Below are 25103 nucleotides of genomic sequence, written 5' to 3' on the forward strand. Positions count from 1 at the left end.
TCTTTTTCTGGCTTTTGTGGGAAGAGTGTAGTAATATAGGTAGGAATAATGACAGAGCTGCCGGACAGAAGAATGGTCGACTGTCTGGCTTATGTGAAAGGACTTATAATGAAAGACATCATATCAAGTATTATTACAAGTGTACTGACAGCTTTGTACCAGCCATTTTGGTTTTCTGTGATCCTGTCTGTGATGGTACTGTTTTTTTATCTCTTTGCCTACCATAATGAGACAGGTGGAAGGGGAATCAGGGGAGCTTTTTCCGTGTGGTGGCAGTATTTCAGAGGAAATGCTTTTTTTCGGAAGCTGTTTTTTCTGACCTTTTATACAACCATGATCTTGTTTCGCACGCTGCTGAACCGGGATATGTGGATGAATCCCCTTTCGGATGTGATGGCGAACTGGTGGATCTGGAAATATGGAGAGGATGGTACCAGATATCTCACAACTGAGTGTATTGAGAATCTGATGCTGTTCATTCCGTTCACGATCCTGCTGTTCTGGACCGCAGGAAAGAAAATATTGAAAAAAACAACATTCTTGAATATTGTGTGGACCGGACTTAAGATTACCTTTGTATTCTCACTGTCCATTGAACTTCTGCAGCTTTTCCTGAGGCTTGGGACGTTCCAGGTTTCTGATCTGACATATAATACTCTTGGAGGAGGTATTGGCGGGGCTGTGTACTGGATTGGTCATCAGCTTTCAGTCAGGCGGGGAGCCGAATAATGTCTGCCGCAGATAGCAGGAAGACAGAGAAAAGAATCAGCCCGGATTTCTGTTCGTGAGTGATGCACTGAAATTTTTGCACGGTGCATCGCTAAAATTTCGTTGACAAATCTTCCATAACGTGTTAACCTAATACCAGTTTCAAAAAGAAAATGCGTAGATGAGGAATAGTACACAAGAGAACGGAGCACAGAGAGTTGCTGGCCGGTGAGAAGCAGCGGAAGGGATTTGTGGAACTCGCCTCGGAGCATCTGCCTGAAATCTTTATATATTATATAAGAGAGTAGACGCAGACGGTGTCCGCCGTTATCCGGAGAGGATATAAGGATGTATATACATTCCGTATCTGTCAAGTGTGTGAATTTTTATTCATGAAATAAGAGTGGTACCGCGTAGGACAGCAGTTGTCTTTCGTCTCTTGCAGAATCTGCAGAGTCGGAAGATTTTTTTATGTCTTTATATCAAAAACAGAAACCAAAGAGAAATTTTAATGGAAACAGAAAGTGGAGGAAAACAAAATGATGACACCATCCAAGTACAAACGTCAGTATTACATGCCGCCGGTGAAATGTATGAAATGGGCGGAGAAAGAATATGTGGATAAGGCCCCGATCTGGTGCTCTGTAGACCTTCGTGACGGAAATCAGGCACTTGTGATCCCGATGAGCCTGGAGCAGAAAGTGGAATTTTTCAAGCTTCTTGTAAAGATTGGTTTTAAAGAGATCGAGGTTGGATTTCCGGCTGCTTCTGAGACAGAGTATGAGTTTCTCCGTACGCTGATCGAGCAGGATCTGATCCCGAAGGATGTAACGATCCAGGTGCTGACTCAGGCAAGAGAGCATATTATCCGTAAGACTTTTGAAGCTGTTAAAGGCGCCCCAAAAGCGATCGTTCATGTATACAATTCCACATCCGTATCTCAGAGAGAGCAGGTATTCAAAAAATCAAAAGAGGAGATTCTGAAGATCGCAGTAGATGGCGCTGCACTTCTGAAAAAGCTGGCTGATGAGACAGAAGGCAATTTTCAGTTTGAGTACAGCCCGGAGAGCTTTACGGGAACAGAGCCGGAGTATGCACTGGAGGTGTGCAATGCGGTTCTGGATGTATGGCAGCCCACTGCAGATAACAAAGCAATCATCAACCTGCCTGTTACGGTTGAGCATTCTATGCCGCATGTGTATGCAAGTCAGGTGGAATACATGTGTGATAATCTGAAATACCGTGAAAACGTGATCGTTTCTCTTCATCCGCACAATGATCGTGGATGTGGCGTTGCAGACTCCGAGATGGGTCTTCTTGCAGGTGCTGACCGAATTGAGGGAACTTTGTTCGGAAATGGTGAGCGTACCGGTAATGTGGATATTGTAACGCTTGGTATGAATATGTATTCCCAGGGTGTGGACCCGAAGATCGATTTTTCTGATATGCCGCATATTTGTGAGGTTTATGAGAAATGTACCGGAATGCAGATCTATGAAAGAAGTCCGTACAGTGGAGCTCTTGTATTTGCTGCATTTTCCGGATCGCATCAGGATGCCATCGCAAAGGGTATGCACTGGAGAGAGAACGGAGATCTGGAGCACTGGACTGTTCCGTATCTGCCGATCGATCCGACAGATGTGGGAAGAAACTACGACGCAGATGTTATCCGTATCAACAGCCAGTCCGGAAAGGGCGGTGTAGGCTATATACTGGAGACAAAGTTTGGCCTGAACCTTCCTCCGAAAATGCGCGAGGCTATGGGCTATGCAGCCAAAGCAGTGTCCGATCACAAGCACAAAGAGCTTCATCCGGACGAGATCTTCAGTCTGTTCAAATCTACCTTCGAAAATGTGGTTGAACCATACAGCATCAATGAGGTTCATTTCCAGCAGAAGGAAGACGGCATCGTAACACGGGTTATTTCTACATTCCGTGGAAAAACCATCGTTACAGAGGCTTCCGGAAATGGTCGTCTGGATGCGGTAAGCAATGCACTGAAGAAAGCTTACGAACTGAAATACACACTGGAGACTTATCAGGAGCATGCTCTGGAGCAGAGTTCTTCCTCCAAGGCTATCGCTTATGTGGGAATCCGTAAACCGGATGGAACGCTTGCCTGGGGAGCGGGTGTTGATCAGGATATCATCCGTGCCTCTATTGATGCACTGGTAACTGCGATCAACAATCGATAAGCATCCGGTTCCGGATAGGTTTACAAAAAAATGAGAAGCTGCCATAAAACGCAGCTTCTTTTTTTGCCGTGCAGATGCTATAATAGTGCGGAATGTGAAAATAACAGTGAGTAAGAGGGATATTATGAAAAATAAGAAAAAAAACAGGAGCTCATACAGCCTGTCTGCAGAGCTGAAAAACGCTCTGAAATATATGTTGATATGGGGAATGATCCTGATCTTTTCCGCATATCTGCTTAGTGATTCGGAGATCCTCGGAAATGTAAAGCAGCAGGCAAGACCGGATACCTGGTCTATGATCGGTGTGGGAGGAAGCTTTGAAGAGGAGTTTACCTGCAAAACGAACCGTCTGTCCGGTGTGGAGCTTTTTCTTTCTACAGAGAGTGCATCGGTTGCTGGAACGTTTCAGGTAACGCTGTATCAGAATGAAAGGGAAATCCAGAGCTGGCAGGCCAGCAGACTGACCATATCGTCGGGGGATACCACGTATTTCCGGCTTGACCAGAAGCTTACGGAATGTAAGGGGCAGAAATTCCGGATCGTTTTAGATGGCGCAAAAGGGGATACCGGAGTGGCAGCAGGGTTGGTGAGCCAGAAGGATGATACACAGACACTTGCCTATCGGATCATTTCCAGGCCATTTCCAAAATCACTGGTGTTTCTGGTGATTGGAGCGGCGGCAGCTGTGATGCTGGTGATCTTTGCATTCCTGAAACGCAGACGGCTCCGGGCAGAAGTGGTGTTTGCCGTTGTTTATATTTTTATGAGTATCTGTACGCTGGCGGCGGTTCCGGCCTTTAATTCGCCGGATGAGTATAGCCATTATCTGAGAAGCTATGAGGTTTCCAGAGGATATCTGACGTCGGAAGGCAACGGAGGAAACGACTTATTCTCATATGGAAGGACGTTTAACAGTGGTCTGGTTCCGGAATTTTCCGCCAAGGATCATGTATCATTATGGGATATCGGAGAGAATGCAGATCAGCGTATCGACCGGGAAAAAACACAGTTTTACGGATTTGGAAATACAGCTTTGTATGCACCTACTTCGTATCTTCCCCAGGCAGTAGGGATCCGCATTGCAGATCTGTTTACGGACCGGCCGATGGTTCTTGCCTATGCGGGAAGGATCGCCAATATGCTTATGTTTGGACTGTTCTTTTTCTTTGCCATTCGTCTGACGCCTGTTGGGAAAAATTTCCTCGTACTTCTGGGACTGGTACCTGTGAATATCCAGTCAGCAAATTCCATGTCAGCAGATGCCCTGGCCCTGGCTCTGACAGTTGCTCTGGCTGCCTTTGTACTGGCTATGCGATATAAACAAAAAGAAGTGATGAGTAGAAGACAGCTGATATGGATGTACGTGCTGACCGGATTCCTGTGCCTTTGCAAAGTGGTTTACATGCCGTTTTGCCTGCTCCTGTTCCTGATTCCGAAAGAACGGTTTAAAAGCAGGAAAAATTACTGGTTTCATGTGGTCTGTGCAGGAGCTGTGATCCTGATCTTAAGTTTCGGCTGGCTGGCCATTGCGTCCCGATATCTCTGTGAGTCACAGCCAGGTGTGGATACAGCTGCACAGCTTGTGGGGATCCTGAAGGATCCGGCTGCCTTTGTCCTGACTTTTGTGCGGAGCCTGGATAATTTTGGTGTGACCTATCTTACAGAAATGATAGGAAGTAATCTTGGATGGCTGAACATTCCTGTCTGTGCCCTGCTGGCAATAGGATATCTTCTGATCCTGGTCCTTCAGGTTTCCGGGAATGATGATATATCGGGAATCCGTCTGGATCTTCCGGCAAAGGGCATTCTGGGAGGAGTCAGTCTCCTGGTATTTGCGCTGATCTTTGTAACGTTATATGGACAGTGGACAGCCTATGGCTACGATAAGATCCTGGGCGTGCAGGGACGATATTTTCTGCCACTTCTTTTTCCACTGATTCTTGCGCTGAAGCCCAAACGGTTTGCCGAAGGAGCCGGGGAAACACCATGGGGAATGTTTCTGGGAGCCTGGAGTATCGATCTGTGTGTTTATGCGACACTTTTCGTGCAGGCATTGTGCCGTTTTGCATAAGGTGTCGGATCTGGTCGAGCAAAAATCCTTGACTGGCTGAAAACAAAATATTATAATCAAATCTGTAAATAACAGAAGAAAAAACTGTTCTGAAAAAGGATAAACAGGCAGATAGAAGTACGATTTCCGGAAAGTGGGTGTACAACATTGGACGGAGATGGAGACGCTATCTGCCTTTTTTTCTGAAATGAAATACGGCATGAGTGTGGATAACTCTGCGGTTTTATGTGGATTTTATGTGGAATACATGTGGATAAGGTGTGGATAAAACACAAATACCGCCGTTGAAGCGTTAAATACGGGAAAAAGCTTGACATATTCAATATTATTAAATATAATTTTCCCATACATTACAAAAATGTTACAAACATGTAAAGGAAATCGTAATGATCCGTATTTATCCGGAAAGCGATGATAATGGGGGCTGTGATATCGCATCGGAGGATTATGGGCTGTTACAGAAAATGAAACGCAAGGAATGAGATTATGAAAGTTGAGAAAGATTTACGCGAGGCTGACGGAGTGCAGGATGAACGTAGAAATGGAAAAACCGGAGGAAATTCCGCGCGCAGTTTTGCAGTGCTGACATTATGTGCAGTTTTGGCGATGGTTATTTCTCTGGGGACAAGGACATTTGCAGAAAGTGAGGGAGGCAGGGTTTATGCAGCCTCAGATGGAGGAGAGGGCTCTCCCTATGAAGAGGTTGCTGTTCCTACCGGGATCGCAGGTGTGGTTTCAGGAGTTACGGATACACCATTATCCGGAAGCACGGTTACAAGGATCGGAAGCTCCTGTGAGCAGGTGATTGTAGGCCAGAGAGTACAGAAAGTAACCAATACTGCTGCAGATCTTAATGTAAGCTCCTCTATGGAAAACAAAGTAAATGAACTTGATGCAAGGTCGATCACACTGGCAGAAAATCCCACACTGATGTCAGATGAAGACTATGATACACTTCTGAGGATCGTGGAGGCAGAAGCAGGAAGTGAAGATATCAAGGGCCGTGTTCTGGTGGCTAACGTCATCATGAACCGTGTAAAAAGCGAAGATTTTCCGAATACGGTGACAGAGGTTGTCTGGGATAACAGTGACGGCGTTCCGCAGTTTTCACCGACCTATGATGGCAGGATCAATGAAGTTGCAGTTTCCGATGAAACAAGGGAAGCGGTCAAGCAGGCGCTGAAGGGTACGGATTATTCTGAAGGTGCACTGTTCTTTATCCAGAAATCTGCAGCAGAGGAACATAATGTGAAATGGTTTGAAAAGGACCTGAAGAGGCTCTTTAAATACGGGGTCCATGAATTTTATACATATAAATAGGAAGAACTGATGCAGTACAGAAGGAACCAACCGCCGGCAGAAACAGACCGGCGGTTTCTTTTTATCCGAAAGCTGTGAATATCTGTCTGATCATAGGGTGGGATTGGGCAAGACAGATTCTTTTTTAAAAGTGGTGGCATTTTCCATAATTCCATGCTATAATGTGATAACGTTGAAAAGAAAACGAATATCTTACAATAGAAAGGCGGAACACCAATGCAGGTATTGTACAAGAGCACCAGAGGAAAAGAGCAGGCAGTTACAGCGTCTATGGCCATACTTAAGGGCCTTTCTGAGGACGGCGGACTGTTCGTGCCTGAAAGCATTCCACAGCTGGATGTACCAATGGACAAGCTGGCACAGATGACCTACCAGGAGACAGCATATGAGGTAATGAGCCGTTTCCTTACAGATTTTACCGAGGATGAGCTTAAGAACTGTATCAACAAAGCATACGACAGCAAATTTGATACAGAAAAGATCGCGCCTCTTCATGAAGCGGATGGGGCATATTTCCTGGAACTGTTCCATGGCGCGACCATTGCATTTAAGGATATGGCACTTTCCATTCTTCCGCATCTGATGACAACTGCAGCGAAGAAGAATAATGTTAAGAATGAGATCGTGATCCTTACCGCAACATCAGGAGATACCGGTAAGGCTGCCATGGCAGGCTTTGCAGATGTGCCGGGAACGAAGATCATTGTATTTTATCCGAAGCATGGTGTCAGCCCGATCCAGGAGAAACAGATGGTAACTCAGAAGGGTGCCAACACTTATGTGGTAGGTATTACCGGTAACTTTGATGATGCCCAGACTGCAGTTAAGAAGATGTTCAATGATCATGAGCTGGCAGCAGAGCTGGATCAGGCCGGCTTCCAGTTTTCTTCTGCAAACTCTATTAACATCGGTCGTCTTGTTCCTCAGATCGTATATTATGTATATGCCTACGCATCACTGGTACGCGACGGCAGGATCAAAGACGGACAGGAGATCAATGTGGTAGTTCCTACCGGAAACTTCGGAAATATCCTTGCTGCATACTATGCGAAACAGATGGGACTTCCGATCCACAAGCTGATCTGTGCATCGAATGAGAACCGTGTTCTTTATGATTTCTTCCGCACAGGAACCTATGACAGAAAGAGAGATTTCATCCTTACGACATCTCCTTCCATGGATATCCTGATCTCCAGCAATCTGGAAAGACTGATCTATCGTCTTACCGGAGAAAATGCTGAAAAATGTGCAGAGCTTATGAAATCCTTAAGTGAGGGCGGCGAATATACCATTACTGACGATATGAAAGCACAGCTTGTTGATTTTTATGGTAATTTCTGCAGTGAAGATGAGACTGCACAGGCCATCAGTGATATCTACAAAAACAGCAATTATGTGATCGATACGCATACTGCAGTTGCAGCCGGCGTATATAAGAAGTATGTAAGTGAGACAGCGGATCATCTTCCGACAGTGATCGCCTCTACTGCAAGTCCGTATAAATTCACAAGAAGTGTTATGGAAGCACTTGGTGAGGAGCATAAAGATCTGGATGATTTTGGCCTTGTAGATGCATTAAGTGCGCTTTCCGGAGTACCTGTTCCACGTGCAGTTGAAGAAATCCGTACTGCTCCGGTTCTTCATGACAGGGTGGTAGATGCAGTGGATATGCCGGCAGCAGTAAAGGATATCCTTAAGATCAAATAATAATTGATAATAAAATCAGTAAGAAAATGTATTTTCTGTTGAAAAAGCACAAATACTGGTTTATAATAAAAACAACGAAAACCGAATCCTGGAATGTTCGATCCCCCTTTTCTTTTTGAACCTACATTGACATTTTGGGAATCCAAAATCGCAGGTTGGATGTCAGACCTCACGTCGTGGTAGGCAGAAGACACTGTTGAGGATACCCACCTAGCATCTGCTAGGCGTCAAAAATAAGGGAACGGCATCCCGGGATTAATCGGTTAAAGACATAGAGCCGGTTAGTGGCTCTTTTTTCATATATGGGAGGAATTACAGCATGAGTGTTTCTGAAAGGAAATTTGGGACACTTCCTACAGGGGAAGAAGTAAAAATCTATCATCTTGAGAATAAAAAAGGTGCCTATGCTGAAGTGCTTCAGTATGGTGCGATCCTGGTGAAGATATGTGTTCCGGATAAGAAGGGAGATCTGAAGGATGTGGTCCTTGGATATGACGATATCCGGGGATATGAGATTAATGGATGCTTTTTCGGTGCGATCATTGGAAGAAGTGGAAACCGTATCGAGAATTCCAGATTTTTTATTGATGATAAAGAAGTGGTTCTTGCAGAGAATGAGAATCATAACAATCTTCACAGCGGTCCGGATGGTTTTGAGAAAAAGCTGTGGGAAGTAAAAGAAATTTCCCAGGAGAAGAACAGCGTGGATTTCTTCCGCATCAGTCCGGATGGAGAGAACGGATTTCCGGGAGAATTTTCCATTGTTGTGAAATATGAATTCACAGAGGAAAACGAACTGAAGATTTTTTACAGAGGACGCTCTGATGCAGCTACCGTTGCCAATATGACCAACCATTCTTATTTTAATCTGAACGGAGAAGGCAGCGGAGATGTGCTTGACCAGGAAGTATGTATTCATGCGAAGTATTTTACTCCGGTAAAAGACAGCCAGTCCATTCCTACCGGTGAATATGCACCGGTGGCGGGAACGCCGATGGATTTCAATGTTTCCAAACCGATCGGCAGAGACATTGAGGCGGACTTTGAACAGCTGAAGTTTACAGGCGGTTATGACCATAACTATGTAACCGATAATTATGCAAAGGGCAATGTCCGTTCGATCGCTACTGCATACTGCAGGGAATCCGGTATCGGTATGGAGGTTTCCTCCGATTGCCCGTGTGTGCAGTTCTATGCAGGCAATTTTGTTAAGGATGAGAAGGGAAAGAACGGTCATATTTATCATGAACGTTATGGATTCTGCCTGGAGACACAGGTGGAGCCAAATGCAGTCAATGTAGAGGATTTCCATTCTCCGATCCTGCTTCCCGGTGAAGAGTACAGCTCCGAAACGGTTTACCGTTTTTTTGTGAAATAACAGATAAACAGAAATAAAAGAGGTGCGAGAAGGCAATGCAGATACGTGTGGCAGAAGAGAGAGATGCAGCAACACTTTTAGAGATTTATTCCTACTACGTAGAAAAAACTGCGATCACATTTGAATACGAAACACCTTCCATAGAAGAGTTTACGCAGCGAATCCATGATATAAAGGTGAAATATCCGTATATTGTGGCAGAAGAGAACGGAGAGATCCTGGGATATGCCTATGGTTCGGCGTTTCACCCGAGGGCTGCTTATGGCTGGTGTGCGGAGATGTCTGTTTATGTGAGACATGACCGGCGGGGCAGCGGTGCAGGAGGCAGACTCTATCGAGCCTTGGAGAGTCTTCTTGCAGAGATGGGAATTCTGAACCTGAACGCCTGCATTGCAGTTGCACCAAAAGATGATGAATACCTGACCAGTGCCAGTGTGGATTTTCATAAGCATTTCGGCTATAAGCGTGTGGGAGAGTTCCACAGATGCGGCTATAAGTTTAACCGCTGGTATAATATGGTATGGATGGAAAAGATGATAGGCGAACATAAGAGCCTGCAGCCGGAAGTAAAGCTTTTTCCGGAAATCCAGGATAAGATCGGATTTGAACGTTTTTCCTGGTGAAAAAAGAAACCTGAGGGAGGTCAGCATGGACGAGGAAAAGAAAAATATAATCCAGCTCATGCTGGGATTTGTGCGCAGGGCAAACGGAGATCATGTCAGTGCATATGCGGCCCAGGCAGCGTATTTTCTGATCATGTCTTTTATCCCGTTTATACTGTTTCTTACAACGCTGATCCGTTATACACCGTTAAGCTATAATGTTGTCAGGGATGCCATCATCGGGTTTGTGCCCGGAAATCTGCAGACCTTTGTGCTGAGCATTGTGGTAGAAGTATACAAAAGAAGTACAGCCATCGTGCCGTTGTCTGCGTTGATGGCGCTCTGGGCGTCCGGAAAGGGAATGCAGGCGATCACCAATGGCTTAAATACCATTTATCATGTAAAGGAAACCCGAAACTGGCTGATGACCCGAATCTATTCGGTTTTTTATATGCTGTTGTTTGTGCTGGCGATCATTGTCACTCTTCTGGTCCTGGTTCTTGGTAATCGAATCCAAGTAGCTGCACAGAGAACCATTCCGATTCTCGGGAGACTGCTGGCCAAGGTTATAGGGGCCAGGACATTGCTTGTATTTGCCGTGCTGTTTGCAGTGTTTCTGGTCCTTTATAAAGTGCTTCCAAACCGAAAGGCAACCTTTAAAAGCCAGCTTCCGGGTGCATTTATGATCGCAGTGGCATGGATGATATTTTCCTATGGATTTTCCCTGTATTTTGAATTTTTTCCGAGTTTTGGAAATATGTACGGAAGTCTGACTGCGCTGATCATGGTAATGCTGTGGCTGTATGTGTGTATGAACCTGCTTCTTTACGGGGCGGAGATCAATGCCTACTTCGAAAATGAATTCCGAAAGGCCCAGAGATCTGTAAAAACACTTCTTTCCAAGAAAGAAAATGAAAAAAACAGTTCCAAAGAATCCTGACTTTGCGCTTGACAGAAGGCAGACCTTGTGGCATAGTATTAAAAGACAGAAAAGCTGTGAAGGTGTTTATAGAGGATCATTTTCTCACAGAGAAGGGAAGTCACCGGCTGTAAGCTTCCCCGGGTTCAGATGGTTCTTGAATTTCCCACCGGAGCTTCCTCTCTGAAGTAGCAGTAGGAGATGACGTAAGCTGCGCGTTAAGCAGACAAGAGGTGCCCGTGATCTTTTCATGGGAAACTGGGTGGTACCGCGGATATTCCGTCCCTTTTATAAGGGACGGTTTTTTTATTGCCCATATCTGGATCTTCGGGGTGGGCGGCGGATCATTTGATCATTTTAATTAAAGGAGAAATAGACCATGGATATGAAAGAAAGACTTCAGGAACTGGCTGAAAATGCCAGAAAACGGATCGAGGAATCCGAGGGCCTGGATAAGCTGAATGATGTGCGTGTTGCATATCTTGGAAAAAAAGGTGAGCTTACTGCAATCTTAAAAGGTATGAAGGATGTTGCTCCGGAAGAGCGTCCGAAGGTTGGACAGCTTGTCAATGAGACAAGAGCTAAGATCGAAGAACTTCTGGAAGCCTCCAAAAAGGATTTTGAGGAGAAGGTCCGTGAGGAAAAAATGAAGGCAGAAGTGATCGATGTAACACTTCCTGCAAAGAAAGCGAAGATCGGTCATCGCCATCCGAATACTATCGCTCTGGAAGAAGTTGAGCGTATTTTCATCGGAATGGGCTATGAGGTTGTGGAAGGTCCGGAGGTTGAGTATGCGGACTACAACTTTACAAAGCTGAATATTCCGGAGGATCATCCGGCAAGAGATGAGCAGGATACATTCTTTATCAATGATTCCATTCTGCTCCGTTCCCAGACATCACCGGTGCAGGCACGTGAGATGGAAAAAGGCAAGCTTCCGATCCGTATGATCGCACCTGGCCGTGTATTCCGTTCTGACGAGGTAGATGCAACACATTCACCTTCCTTCCACCAGATCGAGGGCCTTGTTATTGATAAGAATGTTACGTTTGCAGATCTTAAGGGAACCCTTCAGGAGTTTGCAAAAGAGCTGTTCGGACCGGAGACAAAGACCAAATTCCGTCCGCATCATTTCCCGTTCACAGAGCCGAGCGCTGAGGTTGATGTTTCCTGCTTCAAATGCGGCGGAAAAGGCTGCCGTTTCTGTAAAGGTTCCGGCTGGATCGAAATCCTTGGCTGTGGTATGGTTCATCCGAATGTTCTCCGTATGTGCGGGATCGATCCGGATGAGTATACAGGATTTGCCTTTGGTGTAGGTCTGGAGCGTATCGCACTTCTGAAATATGAGATCGATGATATGCGTCTTCTCTATGAGAACGACAGCAGATTCCTGAAACAGTTCTAAAACAGTGAACACGGATCATGAGTATCCGTCTGACAGTAAATATAGAAAAAAGAAGGGACAACCAAAATGAATACTTCATTATCTTGGATTAAAACATATGTGCCGGATCTGGATGTAACGGCACAGGAATATACAGATGCCATGACCTTAACAGGCACAAAGGTAGAGGGCTTTACAGAGCTGGATGCCGATCTCGATAAGATCGTGATCGGCCAGATCGATAAGATCGAGAAGCATCCGGATGCAGATAAGCTGATCATCTGCCAGGTAAATATCGGAACTGGGAGTGTGCAGATTGTAACAGGCGCTCCAAATGTAAAAGAAGGAGATAAGGTTCCGGTTGTTCTTGATGGCGGACGTGTTGCAGGTGGCCATGATGGAAAAATGACTCCCGGAGGGATCAAGATCAAAAAAGGCAAACTCCGTGGCGTTGAGTCCTTTGGTATGATGTGCTCTATCGAGGAACTTGGAAGCACCAGAGAAATGTATCCGGAAGCACCGGAATACGGAATCTATATTTTTCCTGAGGACGCAGTTGTGGGTGAGAGCGCTGTTAAGGCACTTGGCCTTGACGATGTGGTATTTGAGTATGAGATCACTTCCAACCGTGTAGATTGCTACGGTGTTCTTGGAATCGCAAGAGAGGCAGCAGCAACCTTCCAGAAGAAATTCTGTCCGCCGATTGTAGAGGTTAAGGAAAATGATGAGAAAGCTTCCGATTATGTAAAGGTTACTGTAGAGGATCCGGAGCTTTGCCCGCGTTACTGTGCAAGAGTTGTAAAAAATGTCAAGATCGGTCCGTCCCCGAAGTGGATGCAGAGATGTCTGGCTTCCAATGGAATCCGCCCGATCAACAACTTGGTTGATATCACAAACTATGTAATGGAAGAGTTTGGACAGCCAATGCATGCATATGATCTGGATACCATCGCAAATCAGGAGATCGTTGTACGCCGTGCAGGAAAAGATGAGAAATTCGTCACACTGGATGGCCAGGAGCGTATCATGGATGAGAACGTTCTGATGATCTGTGACGGTGAGAAGGCTGTCGGCATCGCAGGTATCATGGGTGGAGAGAATTCCATGATCACAGACGATGTAAAAACGGTTCTTTTTGAGGCGGCGTGCTTCGATGGAACCAGCATCCGTCTTTCTTCCAAGAGGATCGGACTTCGTACAGATGCATCCGGTAAATTTGAGAAGGGTCTTGACCCGAACAATGCACAGGCTGCAATTGACCGTGCATGCCAGCTGATGGAAGAGCTTGGTGCAGGTGAGGTTGTAGGCGGAATGGTTGATGTCTGCAGCGAGACAAGAGAGCCATCCAGAGTAAAATTTGAGCCTGAGAAGATCAACAAACTTCTTGGAACCAGCCTTACAAAAGAAGAGATGATCGATTATCTTGGACGTGTAGAACTGGCTTATGATGAAAAAACAGACGAGATCGTTGCACCGACATTCCGTCAGGATATCCACTGTAATGCAGATGTTGCAGAGGAGGTTGCAAGATTCTATGGCTATGATAAGATCCCGATGACACTTCCTACAGGAGAGGCTACTACAGGTAAGCTGCCATTTAAGCTTCGTATCCAGGAGGTTGCAAGAGATATCGCAGAATACTGCGGATTCTCAGAGGGAATGTCCTATTCTTTCGAAAGCCCGAAGGTATTTGACAAGCTTTGTATTCCTGAGGACAGTGATCTTCGTAAAGTCATCACCATCAGCAATCCTCTTGGAGAGGACTACAGTATCATGCGTACAAGCACACTGAACGGTATGCTGGCATCCCTTTCCACAAACTATAACAGACGTAATAAAGATGTTCGTCTTTACGAGCTTGGAAATATCTATCTTCCGAAGTCCCTTCCGGTTACAGAGCTTCCGGATGAGCGTACCATGTTTACACTTGGAATGTACGGAAAAGGCGATTTCTTTGATATGAAGGGTGTATGCGAGGAGTTCTTCGAGAAGATCGGAATGAAGAAAAAGGTTACCTACGATCCAAACAGCGGAAAACCATTCCTTCATCCGGGAAGACAGGCTAACATGATCTATGAGGGTAAGGTAGTTGGATACTTAGGTGAGGTTCATCCGGCTGTTGCAGATAATTACTCTATCGGAGAAAAAGCATATATCGCAGTGATCGACATTCTGGATGTTCTGGAATTTGCTGGTTTCAACCACAAATATACAGGAATTGCCAAATATCCGGCTGTAACTCGTGACCTGAGCCTTGTAGTTCCCCATGCAGTTCTCGCAGGACAGATCGAGGAGATTTTTGATCAGAGAGGCGGAAATATTCTTGAGAGTTATCAGCTGTTCGATATCTACGAGGGCGCACAGATTGAGAAAGGTTTCAAATCCATGGCTTATTCTCTGGTATTCCGTGCCCATGACAAGACTCTTGGTGAAAACGAGATCTCCGCAGCAATGAAAAAGATCATGAATGGTCTTAACGGACTTGGAATCGAGCTGAGAAGCTGATGCTGATCTACATTGTAAGACATGGCCTGACTGAGTGGAATAAATTAAAAAAGCTTCAGGGTGCAGCGGATGTACCTCTTGCGAAGGAAGGGATCCTTCTTGCAGAAAAAACCGGAGAAGCTCTCCGTAATGTGAAGTTTGATATCTGTTTTACAAGTCCGCTCTCAAGGGCAAAACAGACAGCAGAATATGTTCTGGGGAAACGTGACGTTCCGATTATACCGGATAAACGGATCCAGGAGATCGATTTTGGTGTGTTGGAGGGTGATCAAGTAAGAGATGCAGATGGCAATTATATCGATCCGCAGATCGAGACTTTTTTCCGTGCTCCGGTAAATTTTAAACGACCGGAAAAGGGAGAGGATATTTTTGATGTGATCGCCAGGACAAAGGATTTCTGGGATGAAATAACATCAGATCCGACTCTTGCGGATAAAACAATTCTTGTTGCCTCTCATGGATGTGCAGTCCGTGCTCTTCTTCAGAATGTAGATCCTGATCCGGAGAATTTTTGGAGAGGCTCCGTGCCGCCAAACTGCTGTGTTAATCTTGTGGAAGTAAAGAATGGAAAGACAACGCTTCTGGAAGAAGATAGAGTTTATGCATAGAAAATAATGAGAAACGCAGAATAACTGTAATGGCTGTTCTGCGTTTCTTTTTTGCTTGTTTTTATTGGTGGAATTTCACAGGTTATGATTGACTAATTGAGATAAAATGAGATAAAATATATAAAAGCAATGAATGATTCAGAAAAATAAAAGTTAAACTTTACTAATTGTATAAAGATGCAGAATTGTGTTGGAATTATATGAAATCATTTAACCAAGTGCGGATTGCGAATATCCGCCTACGGATAGAGGATAATTACTGATAGCGATGTGATATATGGAATGGGGTGAGTATATGCAGTCATTAAATGAGACAAAAGCAGGGGAAAGCTACACGATCAAGTGGATGACCGGAATGCCGGAGACTATGGAACAGATCAGGCAATATGATGTCAGCGAAGGAAAGACCGTACAGATCATAAGCAGGATACTTGGCGGAGTGATCGTAGGTGTTTGCGGACGCAGGATCCTGATCAGCGATGATGCAGCCTGCCGTATAAAAGTATAAATAAAAGTATAAAATAGAAAAAAGACGAAAGGACAATTCTTTTGGCGAAGGAATTGTCCTTTCTGGTTGTTTTAGGGAAGATGTTATGATAGTATGGGAACAAAAGAGTAACTTTTTTCAAAAATAAAGACAGGGGAGGCATATTATGGGAAAAAAGTTTATGAATACAGTGCTGTTTCTGGCAGTAACAGTGGCCGCGGCAACCCTGACTGCTTATGTTGGAAAAGGCTCCGGGAATGTGTTGCTTTATAATTTTACATTTCTGGGACTTATGCTGATCATATACGCAGTGGGGCTTTTTGCAGGTTTATATCGGATGGATAACCTGTCAAGAGCACTGAAGCATGGCGCTGGTGAGATCACAGAAGTGTTTCAGCTTCCGGGAAGAGCCAGAAAAGAAGAGATTGGGCAGCTGCGAGGGATTTTCGGTGACCGCTATCTCGACAAAAAGATGGATGATTTTGTTGACAGCATCAGCAGAACGGAAGAAGGGATCGCTGAAGTAGAGGATTTTGTGAATATTGAGGATGTAGATGTACATATCCACAAGAGACTCCTTGAGATGGCTCCGGACATTTTTACAAGCCTTGGTATCCTTGGAACATTTATCGGTCTTGTGTGGGGACTTAAGAACTTCCAGCCCACAGATTATGAAGTGATGACAAGCTCGGTATCCGCTCTTGTAGATGGTATCAAAGTTGCGTTTCTGACTTCCATTTATGGAGTTGCACTTTCTGTTGTGTACACATTTGGGATGAAAAGCGGATATTCTGCGATGTCCCAGGCGATGCAGGATTTTCTGGATCGTTTTCACGCACTGGTGCTCCCTACTGCGGAGAATGAGTCCTGGAATCTCCTTGTTTCCAGCCAGAAGACACAGACAGAAGCCATGAAACAGATGGCGGAACAGTTTTCTGTGCAGATGGCAGATAGCTTTGAGAAAGTGATCACACCTACTTTTCAGAAGATGAATGATTCTCTGGACGTTCTTACCGCATCTGTGACAAAAGGGCAGCAGGATGCGATCCGGGAGATCCTGGATATGTTTTTAAGCGAGATGCATGGTTCCTTTCAGATGCAGTTTGAAGATTTTAATGATGCTCTGGCAGAACTTAAGAAGGTGCAGAAGGAGAATACAGAATATACATCAGAATTGTACAAGACCATGAGCAGTCAGCTGAGTGAAACCTTTACGAAGCAGGAACGTGCCATGAAGGATGCCATTAAGGAAATCGATGAGATGCAGAGCAGTTATATGAAGACTGCAGATCGTATTATCCGGGATAATCAGATGATCCAGCAGCTACAGAAACAGGATTACGAAAAGCTTGCCCGGCATATGCATGAAAATGAAAAAGAATCCGCAGATCTCTGGAAAACCTGCAATGCATCTATGCGCCAGTATGTGGACAGTGCTGCAGAAGGGATGAAAGCAGTTGCGGATTCCAATAGGATCAGCGAGGAGCTTCTTCGTGAAGATAAGAAGATGATCGAAGATTTTGAAGCCAGAGTGAAAGAATTTACTGAGAGCCAGAAGATGGTCAATAGTGTTCTGGATGAGGTACGCAGGCTTCTTTCTGAGATCAAGACGGCAAAAAATAACCGTGATATCCATCTGATCGCCGGACAGCCCTGGGGCTATGGAAGCAATGCCGGTATCCAGGAACTTAAGGATAAGCTGACGGGTCTGGAGGATCTTCTGGAAGGACAGGGTGCAAGACAGGAAGCGCTGCTGGATGAGATCGAGCGCAGTATCCGTGAGGCAACGAAGGCAGCACAGAAAAGCCGTTTTGGTTTATTTAAATAAGAGAGGAATTGTCAATGCGCAAAAAAAGAAAGCCGGAGGAGCATGGGTTTAATGTCTGGCGTTCTTATTCGGATATGATGGCAGGAGTTTTGCTGCTTTTTGTTCTGATCATGTGTGTGACACTTTTTCAGGCACAGAAGAGCTATCAGGACAGTCTGAAGGAACGGGATGAAAAAATCGCTCTTCAGGAAAAATATACAGAAGAGCTTCTGGAAAAACAGAATGCGCTGGATGAGCAGGCAGGAACATTAAAGAGCCAGGATGAGCAGATCAAGTCCAAGGACAAGCAGATCAAATCTCAGGATGAAGAACTGTCTTCTCTGGCAGAGAAGCTTGCCAAACAGCAGGAAACGCTTGAGGCGCAGCAGAAAAAGCTGGCCTCTCAGAAAAAGAAGCTTTCCAGCCAACAGGATACATTGAAAGAGCAGCAGTCTGCGCTGGATGAAAAAACAGAGCTTCTGGAAGAGCAACAGGAGAAGATTGACAAGATCATCGGCGTGAAAGCTGAGGTTGTGGAAGCTTTGCAGAAGGAATTTGAAAAAAAGAACCTCAATGTGGATATTGATCCACAGACAGGTGCGCTGACGCTGAATGCCAATGTTATGTTTGATTATGATCAGGCAGAGCTTACCGATTCCGGTAAGATGACATTGTCTATGGTGCTGCCGACATATTGTAAGGTGTTGCTGGATGATTCCTATAAGAAATATCTTGGCGAGATCATTATTGATGGTTATACGGATACAGACGGAGATTACAGTTATAACCTGGAGCTGTCACAGAAGAGGTCTCTGGCGGTAGCGCAGTATCTTTTGGATATTAAGAGTGATTTTCTGAAGGATTCACAGGTTCAGGAACTGAAGGATTGTCTGACAGTGAATGGGCATTCCATGTCAGATCCGGTTCTGGATGCAGATGGAAATGTAGATAAGGATGCGTCCAGACGTGTAGAGGTAAAATTCCGTTTGAAGGATGAAGAGATGATCCAGGAACTGAATAAGATCATGCAGGGAGATTCTGCAGAGTCCGACAGTACTGCTCAGAAAAAAGAAAAGAATCAGAAAGAAAATCAGGATAATAAGCAGTAATAAAATATGGCTGCTTTATATTTTATTAGGGAGGATTGGGTATGAAAAGAAAACTGGCATTGATGCTGACAATGACGCTTCTGGCTGGCAGCCTGGATTCGGGAATGCTGGTCAGTGCAGCTGATTTTTCAGCAGAAGAGAGTGTGGAACAGGCAGTGGAAGAGGAACCGCAGCCAACTGAGGAAAACGGTGCTGAGGAGGAGCTGCCATCTGATGAGGCAGCTGCTTCTGAGACAGAGCAGGTTGATGATCCCGGAGAAGATGGATCAGAAATGATAGAGTCCGATGTGAATGAAGCGGATATTTCTACGGAACTGGAAACAGATCCGGAATTGGAAGAGGAACCGGAGCTGGAAGAGGAACCGGAAAGTCTGGCAGAAGATCCTGGATCTGCGGAAGTGGAAGAAGCTCAGCTTGAGGATGGCAGTGAAGATGCATTATCTGGAGGTGCGGATAATGCAGGATTTGAATGGAACGGACTGCGATGTATTTCTAACGAAAAAGGTGAGGTTACGATCAAAGCGGTCATTAACGATGACCATTATGATAAGAATAACAATAAGATAAAAAGTGACAGATGCGCTTATGTGAATGGAAACATTCCATCTTCGATCAATGGCAAGCCGGTTGTCCGAATCGATACCGGAGCATTTTCAGACTGTATTAATATGACAAGTCTGAATATTCCGGATTCTGTAAAAGAGATCGGACGAGGAGCTTTTTCCGGTTGTACATCCCTTTCTTCCATCCGCATTCCGGATAATGGGGTGGTGGTAGAAGCAGGTGCATTCGAGCAATGTACAAGTCTTACCCGTATCCATATCCCTGCATCGATGGTCACACATGGTTATGTGGGTGAGAGTCCGGCGTATCCGGGAATTTTTGCGGGAGATGCAGGTCTGACGACGGTCACCTTTGGAAAAGGGATCACAAAGATTGCCAAAGGCTTGTTTTTGCAGTGTTCCGGTGTGAGAAAGATCGTTGTTCCGGATACTGTAAAAAATATCGAGGCATATGCGTTTCGGAGTTGTTCTGCACTTACGGAAGTGATTCTTCCGGAAGGCCTGGAAAATATTTATAATGGAGCGTTTTCCTACAGTAAGAGTTTGACTTCCATGAAGCTTCCATCTACGCTGAAATTTCTGGATGTAGGAGCTTTCGGAGATTGTACAGGTCTTACGACGATCAACATCCCACCAAAAATGAAGACCCATGATACCACAGCGGCGAACCGGCAGTGGCCAGGTCCCTTTTATGGCTGTAAAAATCTGAAAAATGTGACTTTGGACAACGGAATGGAGGAAGTTCCAAGAGGGATTTTTTATGCACCCTCCGGTGATATAGGGCTGGAGGAAATTGTGATTCCGGATAGTGTGAAATGGATCGGGTACAGTGCGTTTTTTGGCTGTAAAAATCTGAAAAAGGTGACTCTTTCCAAAAAGCTGGAGGGTATTGATTCAGAAGCTTTTCAGAACTGCAAAAATATGAAATTATCAGAACGCGACCTTCCGAAAACGCTGAAAACGATCCGTGATAATGTTTTTGCTAACTGTACAAGCCTGGAAAATGTTGTACTTCCAGATTCCCTGGAGTATCTTGGGATAAGTGTGTTCTATAACTGCCAGAGTCTGACAGAAGTAAATATTCCGGCTGGTGTGGAGACAAATGGAGCTACAGGAAATTACTATGATATGGGCGGCCCTTTTGCAGATTGCGTGAATCTGAAAAAGGTAACCTTTGGAAAAGGAATCAAGAAAATTGCACAGGGACTGTTTTACCGATGTACGGGAATCGAATCCATAGAGATTCCTTCAACGGTTACAGAAGTTGATTATATCGCATTCGGAAGATGTGTAAATCTGCAGAAAGTTGTGATCAACAGCGGACTTAAAGTTTTGTGGAAAGAGGCGTTTTACAAGTGTGAGAAGTTGGAAAACCTTACATTACCTTCCTCTGTGGAGGATATCAAGGAGTATGTTTTTAAGGATTGTAAATCACTGAAATGGGTTATGATCCCGCCAAGTGTAAAAACAATGGCGTGGTATAATGATATCACATATTTGAATGAAGATACGATTTTTGTTAATGTTTCATCTGACTTTGCAATAAAAGGTTCTACAGGTTCTTTTGCGGAAGCTTACGCAAAAAAATTCTCCATACCGTTCGTTTCAGTGGGAAACACAGAGAAAACAACTTTTAAGATCACGTTTGATAAAAATGCGAAGGATGCGAAGCTTGCGTCAAAAGATAAAACAAAAACTGTAAAAAATGGAAGTGTCTATGGTAAACTTCCGACTCCGACCAGGAAGAATTACTATTTTCTTGGCTGGTATACGACTCCTAAGGATGGGGGTAAGAAGGTTACCGCAAAAACAAAATTTAATCTGAAACGGAATCAGAATCTGTATGCCCACTGGGCAAAAGCAGATCTGAGGAAGGCAAAGATCACAGTGAAAAACTGTACTTGGAATGGAAAGCCACAGAAACCAAAGGTTACCGTGAAGTTTTACGGACAGACCTTAAAAGAAAAAACACACTATACGGTTTCTTATCCTTCCGGGAAAAATATTGAGCCGGGTAAAGTTACTGTCACGATTAAAGGTAAAGGGGTTTTTGCGAAATCTAAGAGCAAAAACGGAAGCTTTACCATTGCGAAGGCAAAGCAGACGATCAAGGCAGTGAATGAGATCTATGCAGCAACAGAGAATGGAAAAACAAAGAATTTAAGTGTTTCAGCGAAAGAGAATGCCAGGATCAGCCTGTCCAGTAATTTTTCCGGTATTGCTGTGGTGAAGGGGAAAAAGCAGGTTACACTGAAAAAACCGGGAGCTGCCACGATCACGGTCCATGCGGCTGAGACAAAGCATTATAAAGCTGCATCCGGAAAAATGAAGGTTATTTTCCAGGGGCGGCAGAATATCAGACTGGTTTCCAAAGCCTTGAAGAGTAGTGGCCTGAACCGCTATACGATATCCAGTGATAATTTTAATCAGCCGATCAGGATTTCTGTCCTTGGAGGAGCAAAATATTCCTGCGCAGTATCAAATTCCGGAAAAACAGCGGCATGGTATGAAAGCGGCAAAGGTCTGATGGTGAGAGGTCAGGGCAAAGTTGTTGTGACGGTTACTACGAAGACAAGTGCAGATCAGGTATACCTGGCTTCTAAGAGAATATTTACGATCAATCTGACGGGAAAAGTCCAGAATAGTGATTGGGTATTTAAACAGGATAGTGATGGAAAAGTGATCCTGATGAAATATACCGGAAAGGCTGTGAATGTTACAGTTCCTACAACGATCACGATCGGAATGAAAACAGTTCGGGTAAAAGGACTTGGGGACAGCGTTTTTGAAGGACAGAAGATACAGAAGGTTGTAATCGCAGAAGAGGGTGTTCTTACTATTGGTAAAAAGGCATTTAAGAACTGCACTGTACTGAAATCGGTTTCTCTTAACCGTAAGACCGTATCTATTGGTGCGGAGGCTTTTTCCGGCTGTAAATCGTTGACTTCTATTGATCTGCCGGATGGTCTGAAAGAGATTTCCGCAAGTCTGATGAAGGGGTGCAGCTCGCTTTCAGGTTCTGTCTATATTTCGAAAAATGCCAAGAAGATCGGTAGCAGTGCATTTGATGGCTGTGCTAAGATCCGTACGGTAATGGTGTATTCCAATGTGACCAGTGTTGAGGCAAATGCATTCAGAGGCTGCAATAATATTAATAAGGTTTATTATGCGGGGCCGAAATATAAATGGGCTCAGATTAAAATCGCAGGTGGCAATGAGAAGCTGACAGCGAATGTGGTCTTTAATGCAGGTGGTGGTGTTGATTCCAGCGTGGATACGAAGCTTTCAACGGATGATCTTTTCAGAAAGTATCCGGAGTTTCTGAACAATGCCGGTTTTGACAAGGTTACAGGTGATCTTCAGGGTGAGATGTTTGATGCGTTAAGTGCGGATACCAGTGCTACTTCGGGCTTTGGCACTTCAACATATTGGGCTACGGTTAAATCCAATATGCTGAACGGATTTGCGTATTCGATGTGTAATCTGTTTAATAAGGTGTATGGGACGGATTTTTCAGATGATAAACTGAAACAGAGTCTGGCTATGGAGCTTATTGTGGAAACTGCGGAGAGTTCTATGCTGACGTATGGTAACGATACTTTGGCAGAGGCTTATGATATCATTCATAATACAAAGGATCTTTCGGATCATTTCTTTGAAAATGGTGACACGAAATATCAGCTGGCTATGAAGCTGGAGGGTGTGACGCAGTATAGCAGAACTGAGCTTAATGATATGCTTGATTGGTTTTACAAGAAAAACGATAAAGGGGTTTCCAGGTGGGATACCATTGATAAAACTTTTAACAGTGCAGATGCTATTATGAGTGCAGGAGATTATCTGATGAATTTTCTGACGTTGGTTACGGTTGGAAGGGATTGCCTTGACAGACTGAGTTATCGGCTGCAGGAGGATTCTTCTTTGAAGAGGGGAATTGATCTTTTGAAACAGTATTATGACCAGCCGCTTAAGACATTGATGGTGGATTATGCGTCAGACAGGTGTATGAAGAAAGTGAAGAAGATGTTGACGAAGTCATTGACGAAGGTTCTGGATACAGTATGGACTCATAAGGGGTATACTGGCAGCTGTTATGTTGAGCTCGCGGAGCTGATCTTTAACGTTACCGGTACAATGATCCCTGGACCGACGATCGAGGGTTATAAGCAGGCATGGGTTTCGGTGTCAAATACGATGACTTTGAGAAATTCTGCTATGCAGCTTCGGAATGAGATCATTCAGGCGAAGAATAATGGTGGAGCTTCGAATCAGCAGATCGGGGATTATCAGCTACTGATGAGGACTTATCTGACTTGCCTGAAGAAGTCCGGGGGATATGTGGCGTCAGTTGTGAGGAATCCGTATGTTATGCAGGGGCATTTGGCTCGTTATGATAGTGCGTTGAATTATGAAGCTTATATTTCGGGATGTAAGTCTAATGCAGTGTATGGGAAGTGATTGAGGTTTAACTGGATCAATTAAGTCCTTTGCGGGGCTGCGAAAAGCGATAAGCTGTGGAGCAGTTATTCGGTTATGAGCAAGTAGCGAAGTGGATTGTGAATATCCGCTTGACATTTGTTCTTTTTGCTCTGGTGTCTGGCAGTGTTGTATTTGCTGGGCACCGGGGCTTTTTTGTTGGAGGTATAGAGGGACGCTAGAGGAAGGTGGAATTGGTCTGTGGGGGATGCAGTCGGGGGTGGAGGTTTTTGTGGTGTGGATGGAGAGGGGGACGCCAGAGGAAGGTGGCAGCAGCCCGGCCCGATGCCACCTTCCTCTGGCTGACGCTTCCAACCGACAGGAAAAAAACGGAGCATGGGACGGAAGCGGACTGGGCGTCCTGTCCTGAAATGTCAGACTGGTACAGAATATTCCTATAAGTATCGAAGAATACAGAAACGGGATCGTCACAGCGTATCACCATAAATATCGAAGAATACAGGAACTAGATTGGTACAGCGTATCACCATAAATATCGAAGAATACAGGGACCAGATCGGCCCAGCGTACCACTATAAGTACCGAAGAATCCCAGAACCAGATCGCAGATCGGCATAGCGTATCGCCATAAATATCGAAGAATACAGGGAACAGATCGGCACAACGTTCCATTCTGAGTACCGCAGCATACAGACAAAAGTCAACAACGCAGCACACACAACAACGCAGAACTCCTTCCGTGCCCAAGAGGGTGGGGGTGCAGGGGGAGGGCCTTCGGGCTACGGAACTCTGAGATGGCCTTCCCCCTGCATATTCCCGCATTGAAAATGCGACCGGCGTAGCGCCATCCAGCGAAGAGTCTTATTATAAAAAACAACACATATAAAATAATAAACAGGAAGATAATAGCATAATGGATGAATGATAGCAGAAAAGAAATTGTCCTATAAAAATAAACTTCCAGGAAAATCTAAAAAAATTGAAATTTATGGTTGACAAGCATAACTCCCAGTGGTATTATAACTGAGCTGTCGCAAATAATTGTTTTTAAAAAACAAACAATTAAAAAGAATTTCAGAAAAATGAAATTCGCAGTTGACAAAAGACAGAAGATATGATAAAGTATCCAAGTCGTCAACAAAACGACAACAAAATCTTAACTCAAAAATGTTTGAAAAAACTTAAAAAAGTGCTTGACAAACAAAAAGAGATGAGATAAAATAAACGAGCTGTCTGAGAGACAGACACAACAAACCTTGATAACTAAACAGTGAAACACATACGATTCTCGAAAATTTCTTTA

The 25103-nt window shown here is 44.5% G+C and carries 16 protein-coding genes, 1 other RNA gene and 2 other annotated features; all 17 genes read left to right on the forward strand.

What is annotated here, in order from left to right; genetic code table 11:
* The first annotated feature begins 48 nt into the window (after positions 1–48).
* The 17 genes from DMI82_RS13840 to DMI82_RS20480 all read left to right on the forward strand — a co-directional run bounded on the left by DMI82_RS13840 (position 49) and on the right by DMI82_RS20480 (position 24209).
* The gene (locus tag DMI82_RS13840; RefSeq protein ID WP_227589151.1) at positions 49–729 is read left to right on the forward strand and encodes a VanZ family protein; all 681 of its coding nucleotides are present in this window, start codon (positions 49–51) and stop codon (positions 727–729) included.
* Positions 730–877: 148 nt separating this feature from the next.
* Positions 878–1151: a binding site (T-box leader), on the forward strand.
* Positions 1152–1247: 96 nt separating this feature from the next.
* A complete protein-coding gene (locus DMI82_RS13845) occupies positions 1248–2903 on the forward strand; it encodes a 2-isopropylmalate synthase (protein WP_173776119.1) in 1656 nt (551 codons plus the stop codon).
* Between the two features lie 124 nt (positions 2904–3027).
* Positions 3028–4974 (forward strand): DUF2142 domain-containing protein, encoded by a 1947-nt coding sequence (locus DMI82_RS13850; protein WP_110103631.1) that lies wholly within the window; start codon positions 3028–3030, stop codon positions 4972–4974.
* Between the two features lie 486 nt (positions 4975–5460).
* Positions 5461–6294 (forward strand): cell wall hydrolase, encoded by an 834-nt coding sequence (locus DMI82_RS13855; RefSeq protein WP_022427220.1) that lies wholly within the window; start codon positions 5461–5463, stop codon positions 6292–6294.
* 216 nt (positions 6295–6510) lie between these two features.
* Positions 6511–8001, forward strand: coding sequence for a threonine synthase (thrC, locus tag DMI82_RS13860; RefSeq protein WP_059086358.1), 1491 nt, complete (start codon positions 6511–6513; stop codon positions 7999–8001).
* A gap of 82 nt (positions 8002–8083) precedes the next feature.
* A non-coding RNA gene (gene ssrS / locus DMI82_RS13865) (6S RNA) lies at positions 8084–8261 on the forward strand.
* Positions 8262–8320: 59 nt separating this feature from the next.
* Positions 8321–9379: an aldose epimerase family protein gene (locus DMI82_RS13870; RefSeq protein WP_059086357.1), complete on the forward strand. Its 1059-nt coding sequence runs from the start codon at positions 8321–8323 to the stop codon at positions 9377–9379.
* Between the two features lie 35 nt (positions 9380–9414).
* A complete protein-coding gene (locus tag DMI82_RS13875; protein ID WP_059086356.1) occupies positions 9415–10002 on the forward strand; it encodes a GNAT family N-acetyltransferase in 588 nt (195 codons plus the stop codon).
* Positions 10003–10027: 25 nt separating this feature from the next.
* Complete coding sequence (locus DMI82_RS13880) at positions 10028–10921, forward strand: YihY/virulence factor BrkB family protein (RefSeq protein ID WP_059086355.1); 894 nt, start codon at positions 10028–10030, stop codon at positions 10919–10921.
* A 47-nt stretch (positions 10922–10968) separates the two neighbouring features.
* Positions 10969–11190: a binding site (T-box leader), on the forward strand.
* Positions 11191–11285: 95 nt separating this feature from the next.
* Positions 11286–12305, forward strand: a complete 1020-nt coding sequence (gene pheS, locus DMI82_RS13885) for a phenylalanine--tRNA ligase subunit alpha (protein WP_044962388.1) — start codon at positions 11286–11288, stop codon at positions 12303–12305.
* Positions 12306–12371: 66 nt separating this feature from the next.
* A complete protein-coding gene (gene pheT / locus DMI82_RS13890) occupies positions 12372–14789 on the forward strand; it encodes a phenylalanine--tRNA ligase subunit beta (RefSeq protein WP_110103632.1) in 2418 nt (805 codons plus the stop codon).
* Complete coding sequence (locus DMI82_RS13895; RefSeq protein ID WP_022427216.1) at positions 14789–15397, forward strand: histidine phosphatase family protein; 609 nt, start codon at positions 14789–14791, stop codon at positions 15395–15397. The genes pheT and DMI82_RS13895 overlap by 1 nt, the downstream gene beginning before the upstream one ends.
* Before the next feature lie 295 nt (positions 15398–15692).
* Complete coding sequence (locus DMI82_RS13900) at positions 15693–15905, forward strand: ferrous iron transport protein A (protein WP_044962386.1); 213 nt, start codon at positions 15693–15695, stop codon at positions 15903–15905.
* A 145-nt stretch (positions 15906–16050) separates the two neighbouring features.
* Positions 16051–17712, forward strand: a complete 1662-nt coding sequence (locus DMI82_RS13905; protein ID WP_110103634.1) for a MotA/TolQ/ExbB proton channel family protein — start codon at positions 16051–16053, stop codon at positions 17710–17712.
* A 14-nt stretch (positions 17713–17726) separates the two neighbouring features.
* On the forward strand, positions 17727–18800 hold the full coding sequence (locus DMI82_RS13910; RefSeq protein WP_021652916.1) for an OmpA family protein: 1074 nt from the start codon (positions 17727–17729) through the stop codon (positions 18798–18800).
* 41 nt (positions 18801–18841) lie between these two features.
* On the forward strand, positions 18842–23821 hold the full coding sequence (locus tag DMI82_RS13915) for a leucine-rich repeat protein (protein WP_110103635.1): 4980 nt from the start codon (positions 18842–18844) through the stop codon (positions 23819–23821).
* Between the two features lie 253 nt (positions 23822–24074).
* Positions 24075–24209 carry a hypothetical protein gene (locus DMI82_RS20480; RefSeq protein WP_278308656.1) on the forward strand — a complete coding sequence of 45 codons (135 nt, stop codon included), beginning with the start codon at positions 24075–24077 and terminating at the stop codon, positions 24207–24209.
* Positions 24210–25103 lie beyond the last annotated feature (894 nt).

Source organism: Blautia sp. BCRC 81119 (assembly GCF_003184505.1).
Classification (GTDB): Bacteria; Bacillota; Clostridia; order Lachnospirales; family Lachnospiraceae; genus Blautia_A; species Blautia_A fusiformis.